The sequence below is a fragment of the Mesorhizobium argentiipisi (SeqCode) genome (genome assembly GCF_037179585.1).
GTDB classification, from domain to species: Bacteria; Pseudomonadota; Alphaproteobacteria; order Rhizobiales; family Rhizobiaceae; genus Mesorhizobium; species Mesorhizobium argentiipisi.
On sequence record NZ_JAPYKO010000008.1, the window covers coordinates 112,173 to 134,727 of the forward strand.

The 22,555-nt window shown below is 64.3% G+C and carries 21 protein-coding genes and 2 pseudogenes; 10 read left to right on the top strand and 13 right to left on the bottom strand.

The features are described from left to right. Positions 1-161 precede the first annotated feature (161 nt). The 3 genes from O7A05_RS13940 to O7A05_RS13950 all read right to left on the bottom strand — a co-directional run bounded on the left by O7A05_RS13940 (position 162) and on the right by O7A05_RS13950 (position 3,802). Positions 162-1,157, bottom strand: a complete 996-nt coding sequence (locus tag O7A05_RS13940; RefSeq protein ID WP_337093663.1) for an ABC transporter permease — start codon at positions 1,155-1,157, stop codon at positions 162-164. After that, complete coding sequence (locus O7A05_RS13945) at positions 1,154-2,719, bottom strand: sugar ABC transporter ATP-binding protein (RefSeq protein ID WP_337093664.1); 1,566 nt, start codon at positions 2,717-2,719, stop codon at positions 1,154-1,156. The genes O7A05_RS13940 and O7A05_RS13945 overlap by 4 nt, the downstream gene beginning before the upstream one ends. Positions 2,720-2,839: 120 nt before the next feature. Continuing rightward, the gene (locus O7A05_RS13950) at positions 2,840-3,802 is read right to left on the bottom strand and encodes a sugar-binding protein (RefSeq protein ID WP_337093665.1); all 963 of its coding nucleotides are present in this window, start codon (positions 3,800-3,802) and stop codon (positions 2,840-2,842) included. A 626-nt stretch (positions 3,803-4,428) separates the two neighbouring features. Between O7A05_RS13950 and O7A05_RS13955 the strand changes: the two genes are divergently transcribed. The 5 genes and pseudogenes from O7A05_RS13955 (at position 4,429) to O7A05_RS13975 (ending at position 7,827) form a co-directional block, all read left to right on the top strand. Next, the gene (locus O7A05_RS13955) at positions 4,429-5,535 is read left to right on the top strand and encodes a LacI family DNA-binding transcriptional regulator (RefSeq protein ID WP_337093666.1); all 1,107 of its coding nucleotides are present in this window, start codon (positions 4,429-4,431) and stop codon (positions 5,533-5,535) included. An 87-nt stretch (positions 5,536-5,622) separates the two neighbouring features. Continuing rightward, positions 5,623-5,928, top strand: coding sequence for a type II toxin-antitoxin system TacA family antitoxin (locus O7A05_RS13960; protein WP_337093667.1), 306 nt, complete (start codon positions 5,623-5,625; stop codon positions 5,926-5,928). Then, the gene (locus O7A05_RS13965) at positions 5,928-6,464 is read left to right on the top strand and encodes a GNAT family N-acetyltransferase (RefSeq protein WP_337093668.1); all 537 of its coding nucleotides are present in this window, start codon (positions 5,928-5,930) and stop codon (positions 6,462-6,464) included. The genes O7A05_RS13960 and O7A05_RS13965 overlap by 1 nt, the downstream gene beginning before the upstream one ends. A gap of 22 nt (positions 6,465-6,486) precedes the next feature. Continuing rightward, positions 6,487-6,684: pseudogene (locus O7A05_RS13970) on the top strand (LacI family transcriptional regulator); the annotation flags it as partial. Positions 6,685-6,747: 63 nt separating this feature from the next. Beyond that, positions 6,748-7,827, top strand: a complete 1,080-nt coding sequence (locus tag O7A05_RS13975; protein ID WP_337093669.1) for an NAD(P)H-dependent flavin oxidoreductase — start codon at positions 6,748-6,750, stop codon at positions 7,825-7,827. Positions 7,828-7,894: 67 nt separating this feature from the next. On the opposite strand, the gene O7A05_RS13980 is transcribed toward O7A05_RS13975, so the two are convergent. Both O7A05_RS13980 and O7A05_RS34595 read right to left on the bottom strand, forming a co-directional pair. Beyond that, entirely contained in the window at positions 7,895-9,100 is a 1,206-nt protein-coding gene (locus O7A05_RS13980; RefSeq protein ID WP_337093670.1) for a hypothetical protein, read from the bottom strand. A gap of 87 nt (positions 9,101-9,187) precedes the next feature. Next, positions 9,188-9,298, bottom strand: a pseudogene (locus O7A05_RS34595) (FAD-dependent oxidoreductase); the annotation flags it as partial. Between the two features lie 187 nt (positions 9,299-9,485). Between O7A05_RS34595 and O7A05_RS13985 the strand changes: the two are divergent. Continuing rightward, the gene (locus tag O7A05_RS13985) at positions 9,486-10,286 is read left to right on the top strand and encodes a class I SAM-dependent methyltransferase (protein WP_337093671.1); all 801 of its coding nucleotides are present in this window, start codon (positions 9,486-9,488) and stop codon (positions 10,284-10,286) included. A gap of 29 nt (positions 10,287-10,315) precedes the next feature. Here the strand turns inward: O7A05_RS13985 and O7A05_RS13990 are convergent, their stop codons facing one another. Next, positions 10,316-11,020, bottom strand: a complete 705-nt coding sequence (locus O7A05_RS13990; protein WP_337093738.1) for a helix-turn-helix transcriptional regulator — start codon at positions 11,018-11,020, stop codon at positions 10,316-10,318. A gap of 128 nt (positions 11,021-11,148) precedes the next feature. On the opposite strand from O7A05_RS13990, the gene O7A05_RS13995 reads away from it, so the two are divergent. Next, positions 11,149-11,784, top strand: a complete 636-nt coding sequence (locus tag O7A05_RS13995; RefSeq protein ID WP_337093672.1) for a LysE family translocator — start codon at positions 11,149-11,151, stop codon at positions 11,782-11,784. 21 nt (positions 11,785-11,805) lie between these two features. Here the strand turns inward: O7A05_RS13995 and O7A05_RS14000 are convergent, their stop codons facing one another. The 7 genes from O7A05_RS14000 to O7A05_RS14030 form a co-directional block, all read right to left on the bottom strand. Then, positions 11,806-12,897, bottom strand: a complete 1,092-nt coding sequence (locus O7A05_RS14000) for a 3-deoxy-7-phosphoheptulonate synthase (protein WP_337093673.1) — start codon at positions 12,895-12,897, stop codon at positions 11,806-11,808. A 362-nt stretch (positions 12,898-13,259) separates the two neighbouring features. Then, the gene (locus O7A05_RS14005; protein WP_337093674.1) at positions 13,260-14,054 is read right to left on the bottom strand and encodes an SDR family oxidoreductase; all 795 of its coding nucleotides are present in this window, start codon (positions 14,052-14,054) and stop codon (positions 13,260-13,262) included. 29 nt (positions 14,055-14,083) lie between these two features. After that, on the bottom strand, positions 14,084-15,076 hold the full coding sequence (gene iolG, locus O7A05_RS14010) for an inositol 2-dehydrogenase (RefSeq protein WP_337093675.1): 993 nt from the start codon (positions 15,074-15,076) through the stop codon (positions 14,084-14,086). A gap of 81 nt (positions 15,077-15,157) precedes the next feature. After that, complete coding sequence (locus O7A05_RS14015; protein WP_127303510.1) at positions 15,158-15,928, bottom strand: ATP-binding cassette domain-containing protein; 771 nt, start codon at positions 15,926-15,928, stop codon at positions 15,158-15,160. Between the two features lie 2 nt (positions 15,929-15,930). Next, the gene (locus O7A05_RS14020) at positions 15,931-17,007 is read right to left on the bottom strand and encodes an ABC transporter permease (protein WP_337093676.1); all 1,077 of its coding nucleotides are present in this window, start codon (positions 17,005-17,007) and stop codon (positions 15,931-15,933) included. Positions 17,008-17,196: 189 nt separating this feature from the next. Beyond that, positions 17,197-18,138 carry a sugar ABC transporter substrate-binding protein gene (locus O7A05_RS14025; protein WP_337093677.1) on the bottom strand — a complete coding sequence of 314 codons (942 nt, stop codon included), beginning with the start codon at positions 18,136-18,138 and terminating at the stop codon, positions 17,197-17,199. Positions 18,139-18,492: 354 nt separating this feature from the next. Beyond that, entirely contained in the window at positions 18,493-19,524 is a 1,032-nt protein-coding gene (locus O7A05_RS14030) for a LacI family DNA-binding transcriptional regulator (RefSeq protein WP_337093678.1), read from the bottom strand. A gap of 174 nt (positions 19,525-19,698) precedes the next feature. Between O7A05_RS14030 and O7A05_RS14035 the strand changes: the two genes are divergently transcribed. The 3 genes from O7A05_RS14035 to O7A05_RS14045 are packed head-to-tail and all read left to right on the top strand — an operon-like array spanning position 19,699 to position 22,396. Continuing rightward, positions 19,699-20,805: a fatty acid desaturase family protein gene (locus O7A05_RS14035; RefSeq protein WP_337093679.1), complete on the top strand. Its 1,107-nt coding sequence runs from the start codon at positions 19,699-19,701 to the stop codon at positions 20,803-20,805. Between the two features lie 42 nt (positions 20,806-20,847). Continuing rightward, a complete protein-coding gene (locus tag O7A05_RS14040) occupies positions 20,848-21,162 on the top strand; it encodes a MocE family 2Fe-2S type ferredoxin (protein WP_337093680.1) in 315 nt (104 codons plus the stop codon). Positions 21,163-21,166: 4 nt separating this feature from the next. Further along, entirely contained in the window at positions 21,167-22,396 is a 1,230-nt protein-coding gene (locus O7A05_RS14045) for an NAD(P)/FAD-dependent oxidoreductase (protein WP_337093681.1), read from the top strand. Positions 22,397-22,555: the final 159 nt, after the last annotated feature.

The following is a 22,555-nucleotide window of genomic DNA, read 5'->3' on the forward strand; positions in this document are numbered from 1 at the left end:
CAGATGCCAATTGCTTAGCCCAGCCCCGATTCTGCGACAAGGGCTGTTTTCCGGTTCACGCTTTGTTGCAATTCGTCCGCGAATCCGGACTTGCCCGCGGCTTCACCGCGAGCATCGATCCAATCGGAACCCGGTCCGGGAGTGGGCGGAAGAGAGCGAGGCTACTCCGCCGGCGCACCGGCGACGCCCCTGCGCGACGCCTCCAGCATCCGGCGCCGGGCGCGGAAGACGCCCCATTGTTGGTCGACCAGCACGCCGATCAGGATCACGCCGCCCATCACCGCGAAATTGAGCGACGAGGGGATGCCGAGCAAATTGACGAGATTCTGCAGCTCCTGCAGCAGCACGGTGCCGAGGACGGCGCCGACCAGCGAGCCCTCGCCGCCGCGCAGCGAGAAGCCGCCGAGCACCGCCGCGGCGATGGCATAGAGCTCGTAGAACTGACCGTGGCTCGCCGGCGAGATCGAGCGCGTGTACATGGCGAAATAGATCGCCGACAGCGCCGTCAGCACGCCGCAGATGACGTAGGCGGCGATGATTACCCGGCCGGTGCGGATGCCGGAATATTTCGCCGCTTCCTCGTTTTTGCCGATGGCGTAGAGATAGCGGCCGAAGACCGAGCGGTGCAGCACTACCCACATGACGACGGCGATAACGATCAGCGCGATGAAGCTGTTCGGTAGGCCATAGGAGCGGCCGGCGGTCAGGAATTCGAGCGTCGGAAAATTCTGCCCGAAGGCGAAGCCCGCCGTGCCGTCGGCGGTGTAGAAGCGCGCCACGCCGCGATAGATGAGCAGGCCGCACAGCGTCACCACGAAAGGCTGCAATTTGAGCCGCGTGATCAGCCAGCCATGCACGAAGCCGATGACGGCGCCGAGCGCGATGATCAGCACGAAGGCCAGCGGCCAGCTCACCTCGCGCACCGCGATGAAGTCGATGAACAGCGTGCCCAGCAGCGCAATCACCGAGCCGACCGACAATTCGATGCCGCCGGTGATGATGACGAAGGCCTGGCCGATCGACAGGATGCCGAACAGCGCGACCAGGTTGGAGGTGTTGGCGAGATTGATCGCCGACAGGAAGCGCGGATTGATGGCCGTCACCACCGCGCCGACCACCAGGATCAGGATCAGCAGGCCGAGATCTTTCTTGCTCATTGCGCTGCTCCCGCCGCTTGCAGCAGTTTCGGCTTCTTGCCGACCGCCAGCAAGAGCACGTTTTCCTGGCTGAAATCGTCCTTGTCGAGGATGCCGGAGATCTGCCCCTCATGCATGACCGCGATGCGGTCCGACACGCCGATCACTTCTTCCATGTCGCTGGAGATCATCAGCACGGCGACGCCGGCATCGGCGAGCGCCCGCATCAGCCCGTAGATCTCGGCCTTGGCGCCGATGTCGATGCCCCGCGTCGGCTCGTCCAGGATCATCACCTTGGGGTTCATTGCCAGCCATTTGGCCAGGACCACCTTCTGCTGGTTGCCGCCCGACAGGGTGCCGGTGCGGGTAAGCACCGACGGGGCCTTTATGCCGAGGTTCTTCTTCTGCTTTTCCGCCGTCGCGAGCTCGGCGCCGACCGAGACCAGCGAGCGCCTGGCATGGGCCGGCAGGTTGGGCAGCGAAATGTTTTGCGCGATCGAGAGATCGAGCAATATGCCGGTCAGCTTGCGGTCCTCCGGCACGAGGAAAATGCCGTTCGCCACCGCGTCGGCGGCCGATGTCACATTCAGCGGCTTTCCGTCGAGCGTGACGCTGCCGGCCAACCGCTCGTCGATGCCGAACAGCACGCGCGCCAACTCCGTGCGGCCGGAGCCGACCAGGCCCGCCAGGCCGAGGATCTCTGCGCGCCTCAGTTCGATGCTGACCGGCCTATCCGGATAGGTGCCGGTGCGGATCGCGTCGGCCGACAGCGCAACGCTGCCCGGAGCCCGCGCGGCTTCGCCGGCCTTCTCGCGCTCCTTCAGCATGCGGCCGATCATCAGCCTGACCATTTCGTCGTGGTTGATCCGGTCCTTCGCCAGCGTGCCGGCCAGCGTGCCGTCGCGCAGCACCACGACGCGGTCGGCGACGCGCTCGATCTCATGCAGCCGGTGCGAGATGAAGATGACGCTGATGCCTTCGGCCTTCAGCCCCTTGATGACGTCGAGCAGCTTTTCGGTCTCGGCGATCGGCAGGCTGGAGGTCGGCTCGTCGAGGATCACAAGGCGTGCCTTGATCGACAACGCCTTGGCGATCTCGACCATCTGCTGCTGGGCGAGCGACAGCGACGCGACAGGGGCGTCGGCCGAGAAATTGGCGCCGACGCGCTTCAGCAGTGGCGCCACCATCTCGCGCAGTTTCGCGCGGTCGACCAGCTTCAGCGGTCCGGCGCGCAGCGGCTCGCGGCCGAAGAAGATGTTGGCGGCGACGTCGAGATTTTCGAAGAGGTTGAGTTCCTGATGCACGAAGGCGATGCCGGAGCCGATGCTGTGCTCGACGGTCAGCGCGTCATGTGCTGCGCCATCGACGGTTATGGTGCCGCTGTCCGGCCGCGTCACGCCGCCGAGGATCTTCATCAGCGTCGATTTGCCGGCGCCGTTTTCGCCGACCAGACCGATGACCTCGCCGGGCCGGACCTCCATCGAGAACCTGTCCAGCGCGACGACGCCCGGATAGGTCTTGCGCACGGCATCCAGGCTCAGGAACGGAGCAGTGATCGGTTGAGTGGTGTCGGTAGAGGTCATCGCGCCTAAGTTTACCGCACGGGGCAACTGCCGGTGGCCACAGACTGACGGGCCTTGGCGGGTCCGTCAATACGAACGCCGGCTCAAGGCGAACCTTGAGCCGGCGCAACAGTGCTGAGCTTACTTGCCCTGCATCGCCTTGAGGTTGGCGGCGTAGGCGTCCACGTCATCCTTGCCGATGATCTTGGTCGGGATGATGATCAGGTTGTTGGCCGGGATGCCCGACTTGTCGCCCTTGAGATAGGCGGCCATCAGCTTCATGCCCTGATAGGCCCATTCGAACGGCTGCTGCACCACGGTCGCGGCGACCGTGCCCTCCTTGACGCCGCCCAGCGTGATCGGATCATCGTCGAAGCCGACGACGGTGATCTGGCCGAGCTTGCCGGCGTCGCGCAACGCTTCATAGATGCGCGGCGTGTTGTACGAGTAGAAGCCGACCATGCAGGTGATGTCGGGGCTGGCGACCAGCGCGTCCTCGACATTCTTCTTGGCGCGCGCCTGGTCGATGTCGTCGCCGCGCACATCGACCAGCTCGATCTTGCTGCCCGCGAGCCCGTCCTTCATGCCCTGGATGCGCTCCTTGGCGTTGTCGGCGCCGAGCAGGCCGACGAAACCCAGGCACTTGCCGCCGTTGGGCATCGCTTTCTTGGCGATCTCAGCCGCCTGCTTGCCGGCATCGACGTTGGACGAGCCGATATAGGCGACGCGCTTGGTCTGCGGCGCATCCGAGTCGGTGGTGAACAGCGCGGTTTCCGACGCGATCTTGTTCAGCCCGTCGGTCGAGGTCTTGGGATCGACGGCCGAGACCATGATGCCCTTGACGCCTGCCGTCACCAGATCGTCCATCAGCCGCTGCTGGATGGCGACCGAGGACTGTTCCGGATATTTGAGCTCGAGATTGTAGTCGGGCAGTTCGCCCTGCGCCTTCTTCACGCCGGCTTCCGCCGCCTTCCAGAAGTCGGACGCGCCGTTGACGACGAAGGCCAGCGTCGGCTTGTCGTCCGCGCGGGTTACCGCTGTGGCCGCAAGCCCGATGAGCAAGGCCGACGCGGCGACAGATGCATTACGGATCATGGATTTCATAGTTCAACCTCCCTTGTAGAACTTGCCTTGTAGAACTCGTTGCCGATGTCTCGGCTGCGGCCCGGACAACCCTCCTCCTCAAGGGTACGGCGCAAAGGTCCGCCGACTTAAGAACGGTGCCGATCCGGCCGCGATGGGGACACTAGACACTCATGTGACGTTCGTAAATAGTCCGATTTGTCTGACATTTTCGTGAAGATGGGGCGCGAGCCCGGACCGGCGATCCCGCCGGGTTTCGAGCGAGCGTCCCTCACACCCGCCGTCACCCAACGGAAGCCCGGGCGGTGACGACGAGTTGACAGTAGAACGCTGACGGCTATTAGTAAAGAGTATTAGTTATAAGACCAAGACGCGCGCTTTCGAAGCGCAGGAGTTGCTGGTCGAAGGACGCGCGGGGAGCGAGGAGAGTGAGCGCGGCAAGTCTTGCAGCCGCGCAGAAAACACAGGAATTGTCAGCATTGCTGACCTTGTTTGGCCGGTTTCGTCGCGAAGCGGCGCAGCCAGCGATTTGCATGTTGCGCTTGCTAATATATATAAGCCAAGGCGATCGCAGTAACGTACGGACCTTGACCATCTGGCCATTGCCGGCCTTTGCTTTAGGGCCGGCTGGGTTTTGGGAAACGACCATGAGCGAACCGACGGAACTGCGCGATCCTCCCGGGGCTTCCAGGCGCCGCAAGCCGGCCGCCAAGCCCAAGGGGCGCGTCACCATGACCGACATTGCGCGCGCCGCCGGCTGCTCGCAGGCGACGGTCTCGTTCGTGCTCAACAATTCGCCGGGCATCAGGCTGTCGCAGCAGACCCGTGACCGGGTGATCGAGGCGGCCAGGGCGCTGGGCTATTCGCCACCGGTCTTTTCGGCGTTGCGGCCGCCGGTGACGCCGTTCGAAAGCCTGGACGGCGTCATCGGCTTCGCGGTCGACCAGCTCGCCACCAGCCCCGAGGCGGTGGTCGCCATCGAGGGGGCACGGCAGGCCTCGTGGAATGCCGGCAATGTGCTTCTGGTGGCGCAGACCATGGGCGACGCAGTGATGGAGCCGCGCGCCATCCAGGCACTGACAAGGCGCGGCATCTCGGCGCTGATCTATATGACCATCTTCACCCGCGAGATCGCCGCGCCCGATTTTCTCTACAGCCTCGACATCCCGGTCATCCTGCTCAACTGCTATACCGCCGATTATGCCTTCCCGGCCGTGGTTCCCTCCGAGATCGCTGGCGGCCAGAGCGCGACCAGGCATCTGATCGCCCACGGCCATCGCCGCATCGCCACCATCACCGGCGAGCCGTGGATGCAGGCCGCTCAGGATCGGCTCAAGGGCTACCGCCGCGCTCTAGCCACCGCCGATATCCCGTTCGATCCGGAACTGGTGGTAGAGGGCGACTGGTCAGCCAGCGCCGGCTACGCCGCGACGGTCAAGCTACTCGGGCTCAAGGAGCGGCCGACCGCCATCTTTTGCCAGAACGACCGCACGGCGATCGGCTGCTACGAGGCGCTGAAGGAAGCCGGCCTGCACATCCCGCAGGACATCTCCGTGGTCGGCTATGACGATGAGGAGATCGCCCGCCATCTCTTCCCGCCGCTGACGACCTCCATCCTGCCGCATCTGGCGATGGGCCAATGGGCGATCGAGCAGCTCGAAACACCGCCGACGCCCGGCCGCGGACGGTATCCGATCACCAAGCTGGAATGCCCGCTGGTGGAGCGAGAGAGCGTGGCAGACGTGAAGGGATAGGATGTCCCAGCCCGCAAGCCAAAATCGAAATGTATTGACATTGTACCGACGGCCGCTAGATCTCTTATCCTGAGATAGGAGGGTTCGATGGTGCAGTCCGGTCATGCTGGCGGCAATCACGACGCAGCACGCAAGGATGACGTAATTCAAATCCGCGCTTCGGCGGGGACGAAGGCTATCCTCAACCGCGCGGCGAGCTTGCGCGGGCAAAAACTGTCGGAGTTCATGCTGGATAGCGCCCGCAGGCAGGCCGAGGAGACCATTCTCGACCAGCGCGCCTTCTTTCTCGATACCGACGCGCATGAGAAATTTCTTGATCTGCTTGATGCTCCGAACGAACCATCGGACGAGCTTCGGGCACGTATCACGCGCAAGCCAATCTGGGAGCGCTGATGCCCGCCGGGCAGCCGCAGGGATTGCGGGTATGCGCTCCGGAACGGCTGAGCGTCAGCCATGACGTTTCCGAATTTCAAAATGGCAAGCATTCGTCTCTCGATGACTGGCTGCGAAACCGTGCCTTAGTTGGCGAAGGGCTGTCCGCGCGAACCTATGTCGTTTGTGACGCGGGCACGAAAAATCGTGTTGTCGGTTACTATGCGATCTCCACGGCGATGGAAGAACGGATCGCGCTGCCAAGCGCCAAGCTGCGCCGGGGCATGCCCGAACAGGTTCCCTTGCTGCTGATAGGCCGTCTGGCGGTCGATCAGGCGTTCCAGGGAATGGGCCTCGGGGGCGACCTGCTTTCCGATGCGCTGCGGCGTTGCCTCGCGGTTTCGGATATTGCCGGGGTTCGTGCCGTGGTGGCACACGCCATCGACGACGGCGCCGTTGGTTTCTACCAGCGTCACGGCTTCATTATGTCTCCGCTGGGCGAGCGCGTCATGCTGATGCCGATCGAGACGATACAGGCGCTGTTCTCGAAAACTTGAGGCGAGCTGTGCAGGCCACTGCAATGACGAGGAGATCGCCCGCCATCTCTTCCCGCCGCTGACGACCTCCATCCTGCCGCATCTGGCGATGGGCCAATGGGCGATCGAGCAGCTCGAAACACCGCCGACGCCCGGCCGCGGACGGTATCCGATCACCAAGCTGGAATGCCCGCTGGTGGAGCGAGAGAGTGTGGGGAGCGTACCCGCACAATTCCGGTGACCCGGCCCCGAGACCGGCTTATGATGGGTGGGCGTGTGTTCCTTCCCAACAGGAAAAACGCTCATGTGGCCGAACCGCCGCTTATGCGATCTCTTGAAGATCGAGCATCCGATCATCCAGGCGCCAATGGCGGGCTCTGCGACGCCGGAACTCGCCGCCGCGGTGAGCAATGCCGGTGGGCTGGGGTCGCTCGGATGCGCATCGATGCTGCCGGATGGCCTGCGCAACGCTGCGCGCCAGATGCGCGCCTTAACCGGGCGTCCCTTCAACCTCAACTTCTTTGTTTTTCCCAGGCCCGACACCCGCGACGCCGTGCTGACCCGGGTCATCGAAAGGTTGCGGCCCTACTACGAGGAGCTGTCGCTCGACGAACCCTCGCGGAGGCTTCCGCCGATCGGACCGGGTTTCGACGAAGAAAAGCTTGAACTGCTGCTCGAGATCCGCCCGCCGGTCGTGAGCTTTCATTTCGGCATTCCGGATGCGGCTGCCATTGGCAGGCTGAAGCATGCCGGGATCGCAATCATCGGCACCGCGACGAATGTCGCCGAGGCGCGCAAGCTCGCCGACGGCGGGGCCGACGCGGTCATCGCCCAGGGCTGGGAGGCGGGAGGTCACCGCGGTTCGCATGCTCCCAATGGTCCTGGCGACGGCGTTGGAACGATGGCGCTGGTTCCCCAGGTAGTCGATGCCGTCGAGCTCCCGGTCATTGCCGCGGGAGGCATCGCTGATGGCCGCGGCATAGCGGCCGCTTTCGCGCTAGGCGCCAGCGGCGTGCAGATCGGCACCGGTTTCCTGTCCTGCGACGAGGCCGGCACGGACGCACCGCGCCGCGCCCTGATCCGCACCGCGACCGACATGGACACGATGGTCACCGATGTCTTCACCGGCCGCGCGGCGCGGGCGAGACGCACCCGCTACGTCCTGGAAATGGAGGAGAGCAGGGTGCCCCTTCCGGACTTTCCGCAAATGGTCGCGCTCAGCGCTCCGCTCAGCGACGCCAAAGAAGATTTCGCCTTTCATCTCTATGGGCAGGCGGCGGCGCTGAACAGGGAGCTTCCGGCCGGCCAACTGGTGCGAACGCTCGTGGCCGAAACAAGCGAAGTGTTCGACGCTCTCTCGACCGGCAAAACGACGCCTGCGTGAGCGAAGTCTCCGTCGTCGCGGTCCCCGATGAGCTTTCTCCCACGCGTCGAGGCTGGATTGCGAAAGATCAGCCGGCAAGCAGGGATGCCATACGGTCTCGATCGATGATGTTGGGATTCGGCGGCAAGGGACGACCGTCCAGTTCGGCCAGTTTTGCCGCGATATGCGGTCTGGCGACGACATCCTGCTGCAGCGAAACGCACATGGCGATCTCGATCACGCCGCGAAACACGTCGGCATCCTCGCTTGCGGCAGCGAAAAGCCGGGCCATGACCGGATTCGGCGGCGGAACAGGAAGGCCGTCCGCCAGGGCGTTCATCTCCGCGATCCGGGCACGGTCGGCGGCGATCTGGTTGCGATAGAACGGCCCGACCTGGCGCTCGGTCTCGGCATCATATTCTCGCGAGAATCCGGCAGGGTCGTCGATGTGCCGGCGAGCGACGTTCCTGAGCACCTGCGCGTGCAGAAGGCCGACGCTCAACCCCCGCCCGGCGGACGGATTGGTGCAGGCCCAGGCATCGGCCACAGCCGCAAACCCGGTGACGACAGGCTGGCCGTTGACGACAAACCGCCAGTAGCGGTCGAGAACACCCGCCATCAGCAGGACATGCGTGATCGGCTCGCCGTCAAGCCAATGGGCCTGCATCGGACACGCCATGACGACACGGCGGAACGTGGCGGTGTCGCGCAAAGCCCGCATGGCCTTGTTTCTCGCGGAGGTGAACAGGGTGACCGACCAGGTGTCGTTGTCGCCATCCAGGGTGAGAATCGAGAACAGCCCCATCGGAGTGAGCAGGCGGCCCTTTCGGCGCGGCCGCTGCTTGCCCGTGAAATAGCGAGTGAAATAGACGAAATTGCTGTCTTCAGCTTCCTCGCTCGGACTGCGGCCTCCGGCGGCAACGATCCATTCGCAGGCAGGGCTTCGCCGCCCCATCGCATCGATCACCAGGTCGGCACGAATCTCCTCGCCGGACGTTGTGCGAATGCCCGCAATATGCGGCACGCCGGGAATGGCTGAGGCTCCGGTGATCAGCTCGCGAACCTTGATTCCCCGCCGGACCGTCACATTGGGCGCAGCTTGCGCCATCTCGGCTACGGCCCACTCGATCACCGGCCGCCTGCCGGTGACGAAGCGCATGGCTTCGTCGCCCGGGCGGGGCGCCCTGTCCGTTATTGTCGGGGGCAACGATCGAGGGTCGAAGAAATCCATCCAGACGCAGCCGGCGCGCAGCAATTTGTCCGTCAGCCCCGGCAGCTCCTGGTCGGCGACCATCCGGAAACGCGAGCTGAGGTTATGAGGCTGCCTAAATTGCGCAACACCTGGGCGCTCCCAGTCCCATCCTTGAATGGAACTCGAAGGCCGATCCGCTGGATCAGCCTCGAGGACCGTCACGTCATGACCGTCGCGGCCAAGCATGGCCGCTGTGCACAACCCGATTACGCCTCCACCGCAAATCAGGATCTTGCTCACCCCGTCCCCCAATTTTCGCGAGGGTCCGGCGCTATATTAGCTTCTGTACACATTCCCAGCAACGTGCCTGGCCGGCGGCGCCCACCCGCTCCAACCCTTGTGTGCGACCACGGAACGATCAGCTGCTTTCGTTGCTTGGCATGGCTTCCGCGCAGGTCTAGGCTGAAGCCAGCGAAGGGAGGGCGGGATGACATCAAGCTTCACCGTTCACGCGGCGTCCGGCTATGAGCAGCTCATGGGGCGATGGAGCAGAAGACTCGCGCCCAAGTTCATCGACTTCGCAGGTCTGGCCGGCGGCGAAAAAATCCTCGACGTCGGCTGCGGCACCGGCAGCCTCACCTTCGAACTGGCGAAATCAGGCGATCTCGGCGAGATCCAGGCCATCGACTTCTCGCCGGTCTTCGTCGCGGCGGCGAAGGAGAGGAACACCGATCCGCGTGTCACCATTCAGCAGGCGGATGCCACCGCCCTGCCGTTCGCCGACGATGCGTTCGACCGCGCGCTGGCGCTGCTGGTGCTGCACTTCGTGCCGGAGGCCGGCAAGGCGGTGGCCGAGATGCGCCGCGTGACGCGGCCGGGCGGCGTGGTCGCGGCCGTGGTCTGGGACCATTACGGCGGCATGACCGGCATGCGCATGATAATCGACACTGTCGCGGCGCTCAGCGAAAGCGGACGCCAGATGCGCAGTCGCTATTGCTTCCAGCCCATGATGCAGCCGGGCGAGATGAAACGGACCTTTGTCGAGCAGGGTCTGGTCGATGTCAGCGAAGTCGAGCTGATGATCCGCATGGACTACGCGGATTTCGATGACTTCTGGGCGCCGATCGGCGCCGGCGAAGGCCCGCTCGGTAAATACATGACCACGCTGGACGCGGCCGAGCGAACCAGCACGGAGGCCGCAGTTCGCGATGCCTATCAGGCCGGCCGGCCCGACGGCCCGCGATCCTTCGCCAATGTAGCCTGGGCCTGCCGCGGCATCGTGCCCTGAAATCGCATCGACCGCGGCGGGGTAGCGGCTCAGTTGCCGCCGGCGGCCGCGGCATTGATCTCCCAGCCGTCGACCCAGACCTGCCGCAGCCGGTCGCCTTCGCCCTTGAACCACAAGCCGGTCTCTCGGCAATCCTCAATGCGATCGCTGCGGAAATTGCGGATGGCCTGCCGCAATTCGCACCAGGCGACGATGTTGGCGGTCTCGGCATAATAGATCAGCGCAACCGGACGGATGATGCGGTCGCTCGCCCGCCCCGCTTCGTCGCGATAGGAGAGGCTTAGCTTCTCCTCGTCGCGGATGGCGCGGCGGACCAAAGCGAGGTCGACAGCGGAAGCGGAGGGTGCGGCAAAGCCCCAGGCATGGAGCGCGTTGGCGTCGAGCGTCTGCCGTAAAGGCGGCGGCACGGCGCCGGCGATCTTGGCGCCGACGCGTTTGGCGGCCTGCTTGAGCTCCTCGTCGCCGGTGCGCTCGAGCAGCGCCAAGGACAGCACGATCGCCTCCATCTCCTCGATGGAAAACATCAGCGGCGGCAGGTCGAAGCCGGGGCGCAGGATGTAGCCGATGCCGCGCCCGCCCTCGATCGGCACGCGCATCGCCTGCAGGGCCGCGATGTCGCGATAGACCGAGCGCACGGTGACTTCCAGCTGCCCGGCGAGCATCGCCGCCGTCACCGGCTTCTTGGCCAGCCGCAGGACCTGGATGATCTCGAACAGCCGCGAGGCCTTGCGCATTTCCTTGGCCCGATCAGAACGCAACTGACACATCCTCGTCAGTTGGAGTGACCTATAGAGTCGCCTACCCGCTTGAAAAGCAACCGATTCCCTTTTCGCGCAAGCGGATAATGCGACAGGCAACTGACATGAGCTATGCCGAAAACCTCTGGCTGTTCTTCGTGCTTGTGTTCGGCATCATCGCCGTTCCGGGCATGGACATGCTGTTCGTGCTGGCCAATGCGCTGGCCGGCGGCAGCAACAGGGGCCTGGCCGCGACCGCCGGCGTCATGCTGGGCGGTGCAGTGCACACGCTGAACGGCGCGATCGGCGTCGGCCTGCTCATGCATTTCGTGCCGATCCTGTTCACGCCGCTGCTGGTCGCCGGCGCCGCCTACATGGCTTGTATCGGCATTTCGCTGATACGCAGCTCGATCACCGTCGGCGATGACGGGCCTGCGGGGAGCCGCTCGGCCTGGAAGGCGTTTCGCCAGGGCCTGGTCACCTGCCTGATCAATCCGAAAGCCTATCTCTTCATCCTTGCCGTCTATCCGCAATTCCTGAAGCCGGCTTACGGCCCGATCTGGATGCAGGCGGCGATCATGGGATTGCTGACGGTCGCCACGCAGGCCGCGATCTATGGCGGGCTCGCCGTCACCGCCGGCCACAGCCGGAGCCTGCTGGTCGACAATCCGAAGGCGACCATATTTGCAGGCCGCGCAGCGGGGCTGCTGCTGTTTGCCGTTTCGATATTCACGGCCTGGGAGGGGTTGAGGGCGGCGTGATCGCCGCCCTCGCCTTTCCGCTCAAGCCGCGCCCTGACGGCTGGCGAGCATCTCGCGCCTCGCCGACCGGCGCCATTCGACGGCGCCGGCGAGGCCGTGCAGGACCGTCTCGGTGGTCGCCCAGTCGATGCAGCCATCGGTGATGCTCTGGCCGTAGACGAGCGGCTTGCCGGGCACAACATCCTGGCGGCCGGCGACGAGATTGCTCTCGATCATGACGCCGATGATGCGCTCTTCGCCCGCTGCGACCTGGCCCGCCACGTCATGCGCGACCTTCGGCTGGTTCTCCGGCTTCTTGGCGCTGTTGGCGTGGCTGACATCGATCATCAGCCGCGGCGCGACGCCGATGCGGCCAAGTTCGGTAGCGGCGGCATCGACGCTTGCGGCATCATAGTTCGGCGTGATGCCTCCGCGCAGGATGACATGGCAGTCCTCGTTGCCGGTGGTCGCCGCGATGGCGCTGCGGCCGCCCTTGGTCACCGCCATGAAATGATGCGGCTGGGCGGCCGATTTCACCGCCTCGCCAGCGATCCTGAGATTGCCGTCGGTGCCGTTCTTGAAGCCGACGGGACAGGAGAGGCCCGAGGCCAGCTCGCGATGGATCTGGCTTTCGGTGGTGCGCGCGCCGATCGCGCCCCAGGCGACGAGGTCGGCGATGTATTGCGGCGTCGTCATGTCGAGGAACTCGGTCGCCGCCGGCAGACCGAGATTGTTGACGGCCGACAGCACGTTGCGCGCCATGCGCAGACCCTTGTCGATGTTGAAGCTGCCGTCGAGGTCGGGATCGTTGATCAGGCCCTTCCAGCCAACCGTGGTGCGCGGTTTCTCAAAATAGACGCGCATGACGATCTCGAGCCGGTCGGCCAGGGCCTCGCGCAGCGCCGCCAGACGGCTGGCGTAGTCCACGGCGGCGACCGGATCGTGGATGGAACAAGGGCCGACGATGACAACAAGTCGATCGTCGGCCCCCGTGAGGATGGAATGGATGGCGTTGCGCGAGGCGGCAACGGTGCGCGTCGCAGTGAGCGAGCGCGGTATCTCGCGCATCACCTCGTCCGGCGTGGTCAGTACCTTGAGTTCCTTGACCCGAAGGTCGTCTGTGGTGGTCAACACGGCTTTCTGCTCCTGGTTTAGGAGACCTGCCGGCTTGAAACAAAAAAGCCGCCAGGTCTGGCGGCTTGTCGGATTTTTTGATCTGGAGTTTTCAGATCGAGCGCAATCCTCCCGCCGCCAGCGAGCTGTCATAAAAGTACCAAAACGAGGCGGTCAGGTGGATCATGCGGCCCATATAATCGATGCGTGGGCGTTTGTCACGTGCCGATGATGCTGCCTGAAGGTGATCGCCTGAAAGAGCGACGGCCGCGCTTGGAAGTGCCAATTGTCAATACTGGCGCTACTGGCGCTGCCCTCGTTGCCCTGCCGGGCATTTCTCCCCTTATAGTGACGGGTAGAAAGGGGTGGCCGCAGCGCGGTTCTTACTCTCCGACCACGCCGGCGATGTTCTGGTCGTAATCGACCAGAGAACCGGTCATGACGCCGGCTTGGGGGCTCAGCATATAGGTGATCAGCCGGGCGAGTTGCGCCGGCTTGACCAGTTGGCCCATGGGCTGCGCGGCCTCGGCCTTTTCCAGCCAGTCGTCCGGCGCGTCATGCCACTTCTTCTGCACGATCGCCTCGCCCTCGGTGTCCATCCATCCCGGCAGCACAGCATTGCAGCGGATGCGGTTCTTCCGATAGGAGCTCGCGACATTCTTGGTCAGCGTCATCAGCGCGCCCTTGCTGGTCGAATAGGGCGTGAGGAAGGACTGGCCGGCATGCGCCGACATCGACAGCACGTTGACGATCGAGCCCGGCGCTTTGCGTGCCAGGAGATGCGCGACCAGACCCTGCATCAGGAAGAAGGGGCCGCGCACATTGGTGTCGAATATCTGGTCGAAGAGTTCTTCCGATGTCTCCACCAGCGAGCCGCGCGCGGAAGTGGCGGCCGCGTTGACCAGCGCGTTCAGCGTTCCGAAATGCTTGATCGCGGTCTCGACGGCGCGCTTGCAGTCGGCGACCTTGGCAACATCGGCGCTGATGAAGATGGCGTCGACGCCGTTCTTCTTCAGCGCCGCGACCGCCCTGTCGCCCTTTTCCTGCGAGCGCCCGATCAGGGCCAGCGCGCGGCAGCCCTCATCGGCCAAGGCTTCCGCAACCGCGAAGCCGATGCCCTGCGCGCCGCCCGTGACGATGGCGCGCGTTTCTGAATTGCGACCGGCCAAACCGTTCATCGCTGTGCTCCTCAATCCGTATTCAAATTTCAATCGACGCGGATGGTCTTGCCCGTCTTGGCCGACTGCAAGGCCGCGTCGGCCAGCTTCAGCGCGATCAGCCCGTCCTTGCCGCTCGGCGCCGCCTTCTTTCCGGCAGTTGCCGCGGCGATGAACGCCGCGATCTCGTTGGCGTAGGCCTCGATGTAGCGCGTCATGAAGAAGTCGTGCAGCGGCGGACGGGTGTAGCCCTTGTCGTTGGCCAGTTCGATCGACACCGGCCGCTGGTTCTCGGCCGCGACCATGCCCTTGGAGCCATGCACCTCAATGCGCTGGTCATAGCCATAGGTGGCGCGGCGCGAGTTGGAGATGACGGCCTGCTTGCCGGAGGCGGTTTCGAGGATGACGCTGACGCTATCGAAATCGCCGGCTTCGCCGATTTTTTTGTCGACCAGCACCGAAGCGTGCGCGCTCACCGCGACGGGCTCCTCGCCGAGCAGGAAGCGCGCCATGTCGAAATCGTGGATGGTCATGTCGCGAAAAATGCCGCCCGAGCGGGCGATGTAGTCGAGCGGCGGGGCGCCCGGATCGCGCGACGTGATGGTGACCATCTCGACGGTGCCGATGGCACCGTCGTCGATCGCCTTGCGCACGGCGGCGAAATGCGGGTCGAAGCGGCGGTTGAAGCCCACCATCAGCGTGGCTCCGGTCTGCTCGACCACCGCAAGACATTTTTCGACGCGCTTGACGTCGAGGTCGATGGGCTTCTCGCAGAAGATCGCCTTGCCGGCCTTGGCGAAACGCTCGATCAGATCGGCATGGGTATCGGTCGGGGTGCAGATGATGACGGCGTCGATGTCCTTGGCCTGCTCGATGGCATCGACCGTGCGGACTTCGGCGCCATAGGCGGAGGCCAGTTCCGTCGCCGCTTTCTCGAAGGCGTCGGCCACGGCCACCATTTTGGCCTGCGGGTTGGAGGCAACGGCGCGGGCATGCACCTTGCCGATACGGCCGGCGCCGAGAAGAGCGAAGCGTAGTGTCATGGAATGTCCTTCGAGATGGTGTTAAAGGCTCGCCCGCGCCTTCCGGCGCGGACAATTGGTTGGTCCCGTCGCGACGCGCCGTCAGGCGGCCTGGAGCTCCGCCTGTCCGGTCTTGGCGCCGGTGATGTAGGCGACGATGTCGTTGCCGTCGGTGTCCTGCTTGCGCAGATTGGCGACGATGCGGCCGCGGCGGAAGACGACGATGCGGTCGACCAGGTCGAACACCTGGCGCATGTTGTGGCTGACCAGGATCAGCGGCTCGCCGTTCTCCTTCAGCGTGCGGATGATGTTTTCGACCTGCGCGGTCTCCTGCACGCCGAGTGCCGCCGTCGGCTCGTCCATGATGATCAGCTTGGAAGCGAAGGTCGCGGTCCTGGCGATCGCCACGCATTGGCGCTGGCCGCCCGACATGTGGCGGATGGTGCTGGACAGGTTCGGGATCTTCACCGCCGTGCGGACAAGCGCTGCCTCCGTCGCCTTGCGCATCGCCTTGCGGTCGAGGATGGAAAAGGGGCCGAGGTTGAACAGCACCTTCTCGCGGCCGAGGAACAGGTTCGACGGCACGTCGAGATCGTCGGCCAGCGCAAGGTTCTGGAACACCGTCTCGATGCCCGCCTCGCGCGCCTCGATCGGGCCGGCAAAGTTCACCTCCTTGCCGTCGAACCAGATCTTGCCTTCGGTGCGCTGCTCGACGCCGGTGATCTGGCGCACGAAGGTCGACTTACCGGCGCCGTTGTCGCCCATGATGGCGACATGCTCGCCCTTGCGCAGCTCGAAATTCGCCTCCTGCAAGGCGTGCACGCCGCCATAATGCTTGGTGAGGTTTTCGGTCTTCAGAACGATGTCGGACATGGTCATGCTCCTATCGCGCGGCGGCGCTGGCGCCATTGATCGAGAACGACCGCGCCGACGATGATCACGCCCTTGACCATCTCCTGATAATAGGCGTCGAGGCGCAGGAAGGTGAAGCCGGAAATGATGACGCCGAAGATCAGCGAACCGATGACCGTGCCGATGATCGAGCCGCGACCGCCCGACAGCGAAACGCCGCCGATGACCGCCATGGCGATGGCGTCGAGCTCGTACATGACGCCCATGCCGGCCTGGGCGGTGAGGTTCTTGGAGGACAGCACCACCGCGGCGATCGCGGCCAGGATACCGGCGATGGCATAGACCAGCACCTTATGGTTGGCGATCTTGATGCCTGACATGCGCGCGGCATCCTCGTTGGAGCCGATGGCGTAGCAGTGCTTGCCGTATTTCGTGTAGGTCAAAATCAGCTGGAACAGGACCGCCAGCGAGATGAAGATGACGACAGGCATCAGGCCCTTGCCGATGGCCGCGAAACTTTCGGTCGGGAACGAGATCGGCTGGCCCTTCGACCACCATTTGGCAATGCCGCGCGCCGTGACCATCATGCCGAGCGTGGCGATGAAAGGCGGAATGCGCGTGTAGGCGATAAGGAAGCCATTGATCAGGCCGGCGATCAGGCCGCAGCCGATCGCGACCAGCAGCGGCACGATGACCGGCAGGTCGGTCCAGCCAAAGTCGATGAACATCGCCTTGGGATTGGGATTGCCGTTGACGGTCGCAACCTGGGCGAAGCTCATGGCGATCATGGCGGTGGCGCCGACGATCGAGCCGGAGGACAGGTCGATGCCGCCGCAGATGATAACCTGGGTGACGCCGATGGCGATGATGCCGACGATCGAAACCTGCAGGATGATGATCTGCAGGCGCTGCTCGTTGAAGAGCCCGGAGACGTTCTCGCGGGTGTTGAACAGGAAGCTGTCGCCGAGGAAGACGCGGCCGATCAGCTCGAAGGCACCGACCAGGATGACCAGCGCCAGGAACACGTTGAACTCGGCCGGCCACGGGCGCTTCTTGGCGTCATAGCTCAGCCCGCCAATGCCATGCGATGTCTGTGACACGTCTTCTTCCTCCGAATGACCACGCCCGTCCTCCCGCTCGGTCGGGCGGGAGGGGAGAGGAGCGGCGCCGCTTCGTCAGCAGCCGATTTCAGCCAGTCCGATGCGTCGCAGCACCACTCCGCGGTTCGTTCTCGCAATTCCGTACGGAAAACCGCTGCGCGATTTTCCCCGGAATTGCGCGGGCGCAGCTCAGTTCTTCTTCAAGAACCTGTCGATGTTCGCAGGGGTGACGAGCTGGAACGGGATGTAGACCTTGTGTTCCACCTTTTCGCCCTTGGCGAGCTTCAGCGCGGCGTCGAGCGCGCCGGCGCCCTGACCGGCCGCGTCCTGGAAGACGGTCACGTCGAGATCGCCCGCCTGCATCGCGGCCAGCGCATCCTGGGTGGCGTCGACGCCGCCGACGACGACCGACTTCATGTCGATGTTGGCCGCCTTCATCGCCTGGATGGCGCCGATGGCGCTTTCGTCATTGTTGGCGATGACGCCGTCGAACGGCTTGCCCGACGACAGCCAGTTGGTCATCAGGTTCTGCGCTTCGTCGCGCTTCCAGTTCGAGGTCTGCTTGTCGATGATCTTGATGAAGCTGCAGTCCGGCGTGGCGATCACTTCCTCGATGTCCTTGGTGCGCTGCACCGCGGCCTGGTTCGAGAGCTCGCCCATGATCACATAGACATTGGCTTCCTTCTTGCCGGCTTCCTTGAGCAGGCGGCAGGCTTCCTTGGTCTCGAGCGTACCGGATTCGGCCTCGTTGGAAGCGACAAAGGCCTGGTTGTCGGGCAGTTTGTCGACATTGACCGGCTCGCGGTTGACATAGACCAGCGGGATCTTGGCCGCGGCGGCCGCGTCCGACATGGCCTGCGTGGCCGAGGTGTCGACCGGGTTGACGATGATGGCGTCGACGCCCGAGGCGGCGAAGTTCTTGATCTGATCGAGCTGCTTGGCGACGTCGTTCTGCGCGTCCTCGACCTGCAGCTCGACGCCGCTCATGCCCTTGGCCTGCGCGATCATGCCGTTGCGCAGCACGGTGAGGAAGTTGTCGTCGAAAAGAGCCATCGAAACGCCGATCTTGGCGGCGAAGGCGGATGAACACATCAGCGCCGAAAGCGCGACGCCCAAAAGAAGTTTCTTCATTTTATTCTCCTCCACTTGGTGTCCGGCTGCACCCATTGAACCGGAATCCCCGGTTTGCCCGAGGAATCTCCCTGCGGCCATGCGGCGTCGCCAATTCGATTGGACCGCCTCTTCCTCCGTTCGAACAGGCGTTCCGGAACGAAAGAACCAAAAAGCCTAGTTAGTGAAATATTTATTCCATTTCGTTTGGGAAACGTCAAGGGCGATTCCGACCGGGGCGGCCGGTTTTCGATCACTATCGACGTGACGAAGACCAAAAATCGTCGAAACTTGCACCCGAATCCGAATGAACCGCGATGAAAGAATCCATCAGCCTGATAAATTCCATCACACGGGTTACATCGCTGTAGGCGCCTAGATGTTTTCCGGCAGATAGATGTCGAAAGGCAGGAAGGTCTGCCCGGGCGCATTGGCAGCACCGCTTTCGATGGCATGCGCCATCAGCCCGACGAGTTCCCGGCAGAGCGCCGCGAGCGGAGTCGAGATCACCATGGTGAGGATGTTGTCGGCAAGCGCCGCGCGCGAGACGGCGTTGATTTCGTTGCAGATGACGACCGGCATCTCGGCCGGGCGCGCCGTCCGCAGCGCCGAGACCGCGCCTTCCATGCCGCCGCCAGCGACATAGCAGCCGGCAAGATCGGGATGGCGCGCCAGAAGGTCGAGCATGGCGTCATGCGTCACGTCGTTGGCCTCGAGGTTGACCAGCGTCTCCATCACAGTGAAGTCCGCCGCATGCTCGCGGAAGAAAGAGCGGAAGCCGATCTCGCGCAACTCATGGCCGTGGAAGCGGTGGCTGCCGACGAAGAGCGCGACCTTGCCGGGCTTCCTGGCGGCCTTGGCGATCATCCAGGCCGCGCTTCGCCCGACCTTGCGGTTGTCGAGCCCGACATAGCCTTCACGGATGCCGGCGGCAAAATCCGACAGCAGCGAGAAGACCGGCTGGCCCCTCGCCTTCAGCGTCTCCACGACCGCCGTCAGCGTCGGATGATCAGGGCCGACGACGGCGATGGCTCTCGACTTCGCCGCCAGGCTGCGCATCTGGGCGGCGATCTCGTCGGGCGCCAGCGAAGCGACGAAGTCGACCGTCGCGACGCCGCGAAAGCGTTGCGATTGCGCGACCGCGAGTTCAAGCTCCCTGGCGAAATCGCCGTAGAAGACATCATTGCCCCTGAGCAGCAGGAAGCCGAGCCGGTATTCCGGCAATTCCTGGCGCATGCGCTGCTTGATCAGCCCGGCCGCGTGATAACCGATCTCGGTGGCGGCGTCGTAGACCCGGCGCGCCGTCTCCTCGCGCACCGGCAGGCGGCTGTTCAGCACCCGGTCGACGGTGGCGACGCTGACGCCGGAGACGCGCGCGAGATCGGTGATGGTCGGCCGCTTTGCCATGAATGCTTCCTCGCTTGTCCGACTAACGATATCTCATTCTGATAGGAAATGATAGAAACTATCTTTGTGATGTTGAAGCTATCAGACCTTGCGGCTATGCTGAAGTCGAAAGTCAGCGATGCGCGAGCCCCGCAGGGTCGGGGCGGTCGCCAAGGCGCTGGCGGAGGAACCCCAATGACGGCAATCACGTCTTCGGCGGCGTCGCCGCGCGACTACAGCCTGACCGGTCGCGACGCCAGGCTCGCGGTCGAGAACGGGCTGGCTGCGGCCGAGTGGTACCACACCGAAGTCCCGCGCAAGCAGATGAAGGCGCTGATGCAGCGCTCGGACCAGCCGGCGATCCGCGACACCATCATCTGGCTGACCGCGTTCATCGTCAGCGCCGCGGGCGGCATCTGGTTCTGGGGCAGCTGGTGGTGCGTGCCGTTCTTCTTCGTCTACGGCACGCTCTACGGCTCCTCGACCGATTCCCGCTGGCACGAATGCGGCCACGGCACGGCCTTCCGCACGCAGTGGATGAACGATGCCGTCTACCAGCTCGCCTGCTTCATGATCATGCGCAACCCGGTGACCTGGCGCTGGAGCCATACGCGCCACCATACCGACACGATCATCGTCGGCCGCGACCCGGAGATCGCCGTCATGCGCCCGCCGGACCTTTTGCGCGTGGTGCTCAACTTCTTCGGCATTCTCGACGCCTGGCATGCCATGGTCGACATGGTCCGCAACGCCGCCGGAATCATCAGCGCGGCGGAAAAGACCTTCATTCCCGAGCAGGAACAGCCGAAGGCGATCCGTGTGGCCCGCATATGGCTCGCCATCTATCTCGCGACCATCGCCTTGGCGCTCTATCTGCATTCGTGGTTGCCCCTGATGCTTGTCGGCCTGCCTCGCCTCTATGGCGCCTGGCATCACGTCATGACCGGCCTGCTGCAGCATGGCGGCCTCGCCGACAATGTCATCGACCATCGGCTCAACAGCCGCACCGTCTACATGAACCCGGTAAGCCGCTTCATCTACTGGAACATGAACTACCATGTGGAGCATCACATGTTCCCGATGGTTCCGTACCACGCGCTGCCTAAGCTGCATGAGATGATCAGGCACGATCTGCCGGCGCCGACGCCGTCGATCCTGGCCGGCTATCGCGAGATGATCCCGGCCTTCCTGCGCCAGCTGCGCAACGAGGACTATTTCCTCAAGCGCGCGCTGCCGCCGACGGCGAAGCCCTACCGGGAAGAGCTGCACAACGACAATCCGGTGGCGGCAGCGGCCGAATGATCTGCCGAAGAGCCTAACCAACCGATTTTCGCGGAGGACGAGATGAGCGACTGGGTCGAGGCCTGCGCGGCTGGAGACATCGACGAAGAGGACGTGATGCGGTTCGACCATGGCGGCCGCACCTTCGCCATTTACCGCAGCCCCGACGACGAATATTTCGCGACCGACGGCCTGTGCACGCATGAAAAGGTGCATCTGGCCGACGGGCTGGTGATGGATGACATCATCGAATGCCCGAAGCACAATGGCCGCTTCAACTACAAGACCGGTGACGCGCGCGGCGCGCCGGTCTGCGTCAATCTCAACACCTACCCGGTCAAGGTCGATGCCGGAAAAGTGCTGATCCAGATCGGATGAGACCATGCAGGCGGGGATGGTGATCATCGGGGCGGGCGAATGCGGCGGACGGGCCGCGCTCGCTCTGCGCGATCTGGATTTCGAAGGGCCAGTGACGCTGGTCGGCGACGAGCCGCATCTGCCCTATGAGCGGCCGCCGCTGTCGAAGGAAGCGATGACCGGCGAGGCTCCGGCCATCAAGGCGATCGCCACCGACGCGCTTTTCGCCGAACGGTCGATCCGCCACATCCATTCCGTCCGGGCCGTCGCGATCGATCGTGCCGCGCATGTCGTGCAGCTGTCGGACGGATCCTCCCTTTCCTACGACAAGCTTTTGCTGGCGACCGGCTCCGTGCCGCGCCAGCTGCCGATGTCGGGCCTCGGGGGCCGTTGCGTTTATCTCAGGACCTTCAACGACGCCTTGGCCATCCGCGCCCATCTCAACGCCGGCAACCGCGTCGCCATCATCGGCGGCGGCTTCATCGGCCTGGAGCTTGCCGCTTCGGCGCGCAAGCTCGGCGCCACGGTCGCCATCATCGAGGCGCAGCCCCGCATCCTGATGCGCGGCGTGCCGGCCGAGATCGCCGAGATCATCCACAAAGCGCATGCGGCCGAGGGCGTTACGATCCGCACCGGCCAAGGGATCGCGGCGATCGCCGACGACGGCAACGAAGTCGCCATCACACTGGCCGACGGGCAGACGATCGTCGCCGATCTCGTGGTGATCGGCATCGGCGCCGTGCCGGTGACCGCGCTTGCCGCCGAGGCAGGGCTTGCGATCGACAACGGCATCGCGGTCGACGAGCATTTGCGCACCGCCGACCCGGATGTCTTCGCCGCCGGCGATTGCTGCTCGTTCCCGCTCGCCGTCTATGGCGGGCGGCGCGTGCGCCTCGAAGCCTGGCGCAACGCGCAGGAACAGGGCGCCTTGGCCGCGAAGAACATGCTGGGCGCCGGCGAGGCGCATGCCGCTGTGCCGTGGTTCTGGTCGGATCAGTATGGGCTGACCCTGCAGATCGCCGGGCTGTCCGATGAAGGCAAGAGCATCGTGCGGCGCGACCTCGACGACGGCGCCTTCATCCTGTTCCACCTGGCCAAGGACGGCAGGCTGGTCGCCGCCAGCGGCGTCGGTCCCGGCAATGCGGTGGCGCGCGACATCCGCCTGGCGGAAATGCTGATCGCTAAAAGGGCGAGCCCGGCGCCGGAAGCGCTCGGCTCGCAAGCGGTCAAGCTGAAGTCGCTGCTGGCGGCGTGAACTGTCGCGCCAATTGTTGATCGCGGCGCTGCCCCTCATCCGCCTGCCGGCATATCCTTCGTCATTCTAGGGTCTGCGCGCGTCGCTTCGCTCCTTGCTCCGCCCTAGAATGACGAAGGGATAGGGTCGCGGGCCTTGAGGGGCAGCGCGAATGTGACG

Excerpts from the sequence above, each read along its gene's own strand:
- O7A05_RS13940 (WP_337093663.1), bottom strand. The coding sequence starts at position 1,157 with ATGAGCAAGAAAGATCTCGGCCTGCTGATCCTGATCCTGGTGGTCGGC.
- O7A05_RS13945 (WP_337093664.1), bottom strand. The coding sequence starts at position 2,719 with ATGACCTCTACCGACACCACTCAACCGATCACTGCTCCGTTCCTGAGC.
- O7A05_RS13950 (WP_337093665.1), bottom strand. The coding sequence starts at position 3,802 with ATGAAATCCATGATCCGTAATGCATCTGTCGCCGCGTCGGCCTTGCTC.
- O7A05_RS13955 (WP_337093666.1), top strand. The coding sequence starts at position 4,429 with ATGAGCGAACCGACGGAACTGCGCGATCCTCCCGGGGCTTCCAGGCGC.
- O7A05_RS13960 (WP_337093667.1), top strand. The coding sequence starts at position 5,623 with ATGGTGCAGTCCGGTCATGCTGGCGGCAATCACGACGCAGCACGCAAG.
- O7A05_RS13965 (WP_337093668.1), top strand. The coding sequence starts at position 5,928 with ATGCCCGCCGGGCAGCCGCAGGGATTGCGGGTATGCGCTCCGGAACGG.
- O7A05_RS13975 (WP_337093669.1), top strand. The coding sequence starts at position 6,748 with ATGTGGCCGAACCGCCGCTTATGCGATCTCTTGAAGATCGAGCATCCG.
- O7A05_RS13980 (WP_337093670.1), bottom strand. The coding sequence starts at position 9,100 with ATGGTCGCCGACCAGGAGCTGCCGGGGCTGACGGACAAATTGCTGCGC.
- O7A05_RS13985 (WP_337093671.1), top strand. The coding sequence starts at position 9,486 with ATGACATCAAGCTTCACCGTTCACGCGGCGTCCGGCTATGAGCAGCTC.
- O7A05_RS13990 (WP_337093738.1), bottom strand. The coding sequence starts at position 11,020 with ATGCGCAAGGCCTCGCGGCTGTTCGAGATCATCCAGGTCCTGCGGCTG.
- O7A05_RS13995 (WP_337093672.1), top strand. The coding sequence starts at position 11,149 with ATGAGCTATGCCGAAAACCTCTGGCTGTTCTTCGTGCTTGTGTTCGGC.
- O7A05_RS14005 (WP_337093674.1), bottom strand. The coding sequence starts at position 14,054 with ATGAACGGTTTGGCCGGTCGCAATTCAGAAACGCGCGCCATCGTCACG.
- iolG (WP_337093675.1), bottom strand. The coding sequence starts at position 15,076 with ATGACACTACGCTTCGCTCTTCTCGGCGCCGGCCGTATCGGCAAGGTG.
- O7A05_RS14015 (WP_127303510.1), bottom strand. The coding sequence starts at position 15,928 with ATGTCCGACATCGTTCTGAAGACCGAAAACCTCACCAAGCATTATGGC.
- O7A05_RS14025 (WP_337093677.1), bottom strand. The coding sequence starts at position 18,138 with ATGAAGAAACTTCTTTTGGGCGTCGCGCTTTCGGCGCTGATGTGTTCA.
- O7A05_RS14030 (WP_337093678.1), bottom strand. The coding sequence starts at position 19,524 with ATGGCAAAGCGGCCGACCATCACCGATCTCGCGCGCGTCTCCGGCGTC.
- O7A05_RS14035 (WP_337093679.1), top strand. The coding sequence starts at position 19,699 with ATGACGGCAATCACGTCTTCGGCGGCGTCGCCGCGCGACTACAGCCTG.
- O7A05_RS14040 (WP_337093680.1), top strand. The coding sequence starts at position 20,848 with ATGAGCGACTGGGTCGAGGCCTGCGCGGCTGGAGACATCGACGAAGAG.
- O7A05_RS14045 (WP_337093681.1), top strand. The coding sequence starts at position 21,167 with ATGCAGGCGGGGATGGTGATCATCGGGGCGGGCGAATGCGGCGGACGG.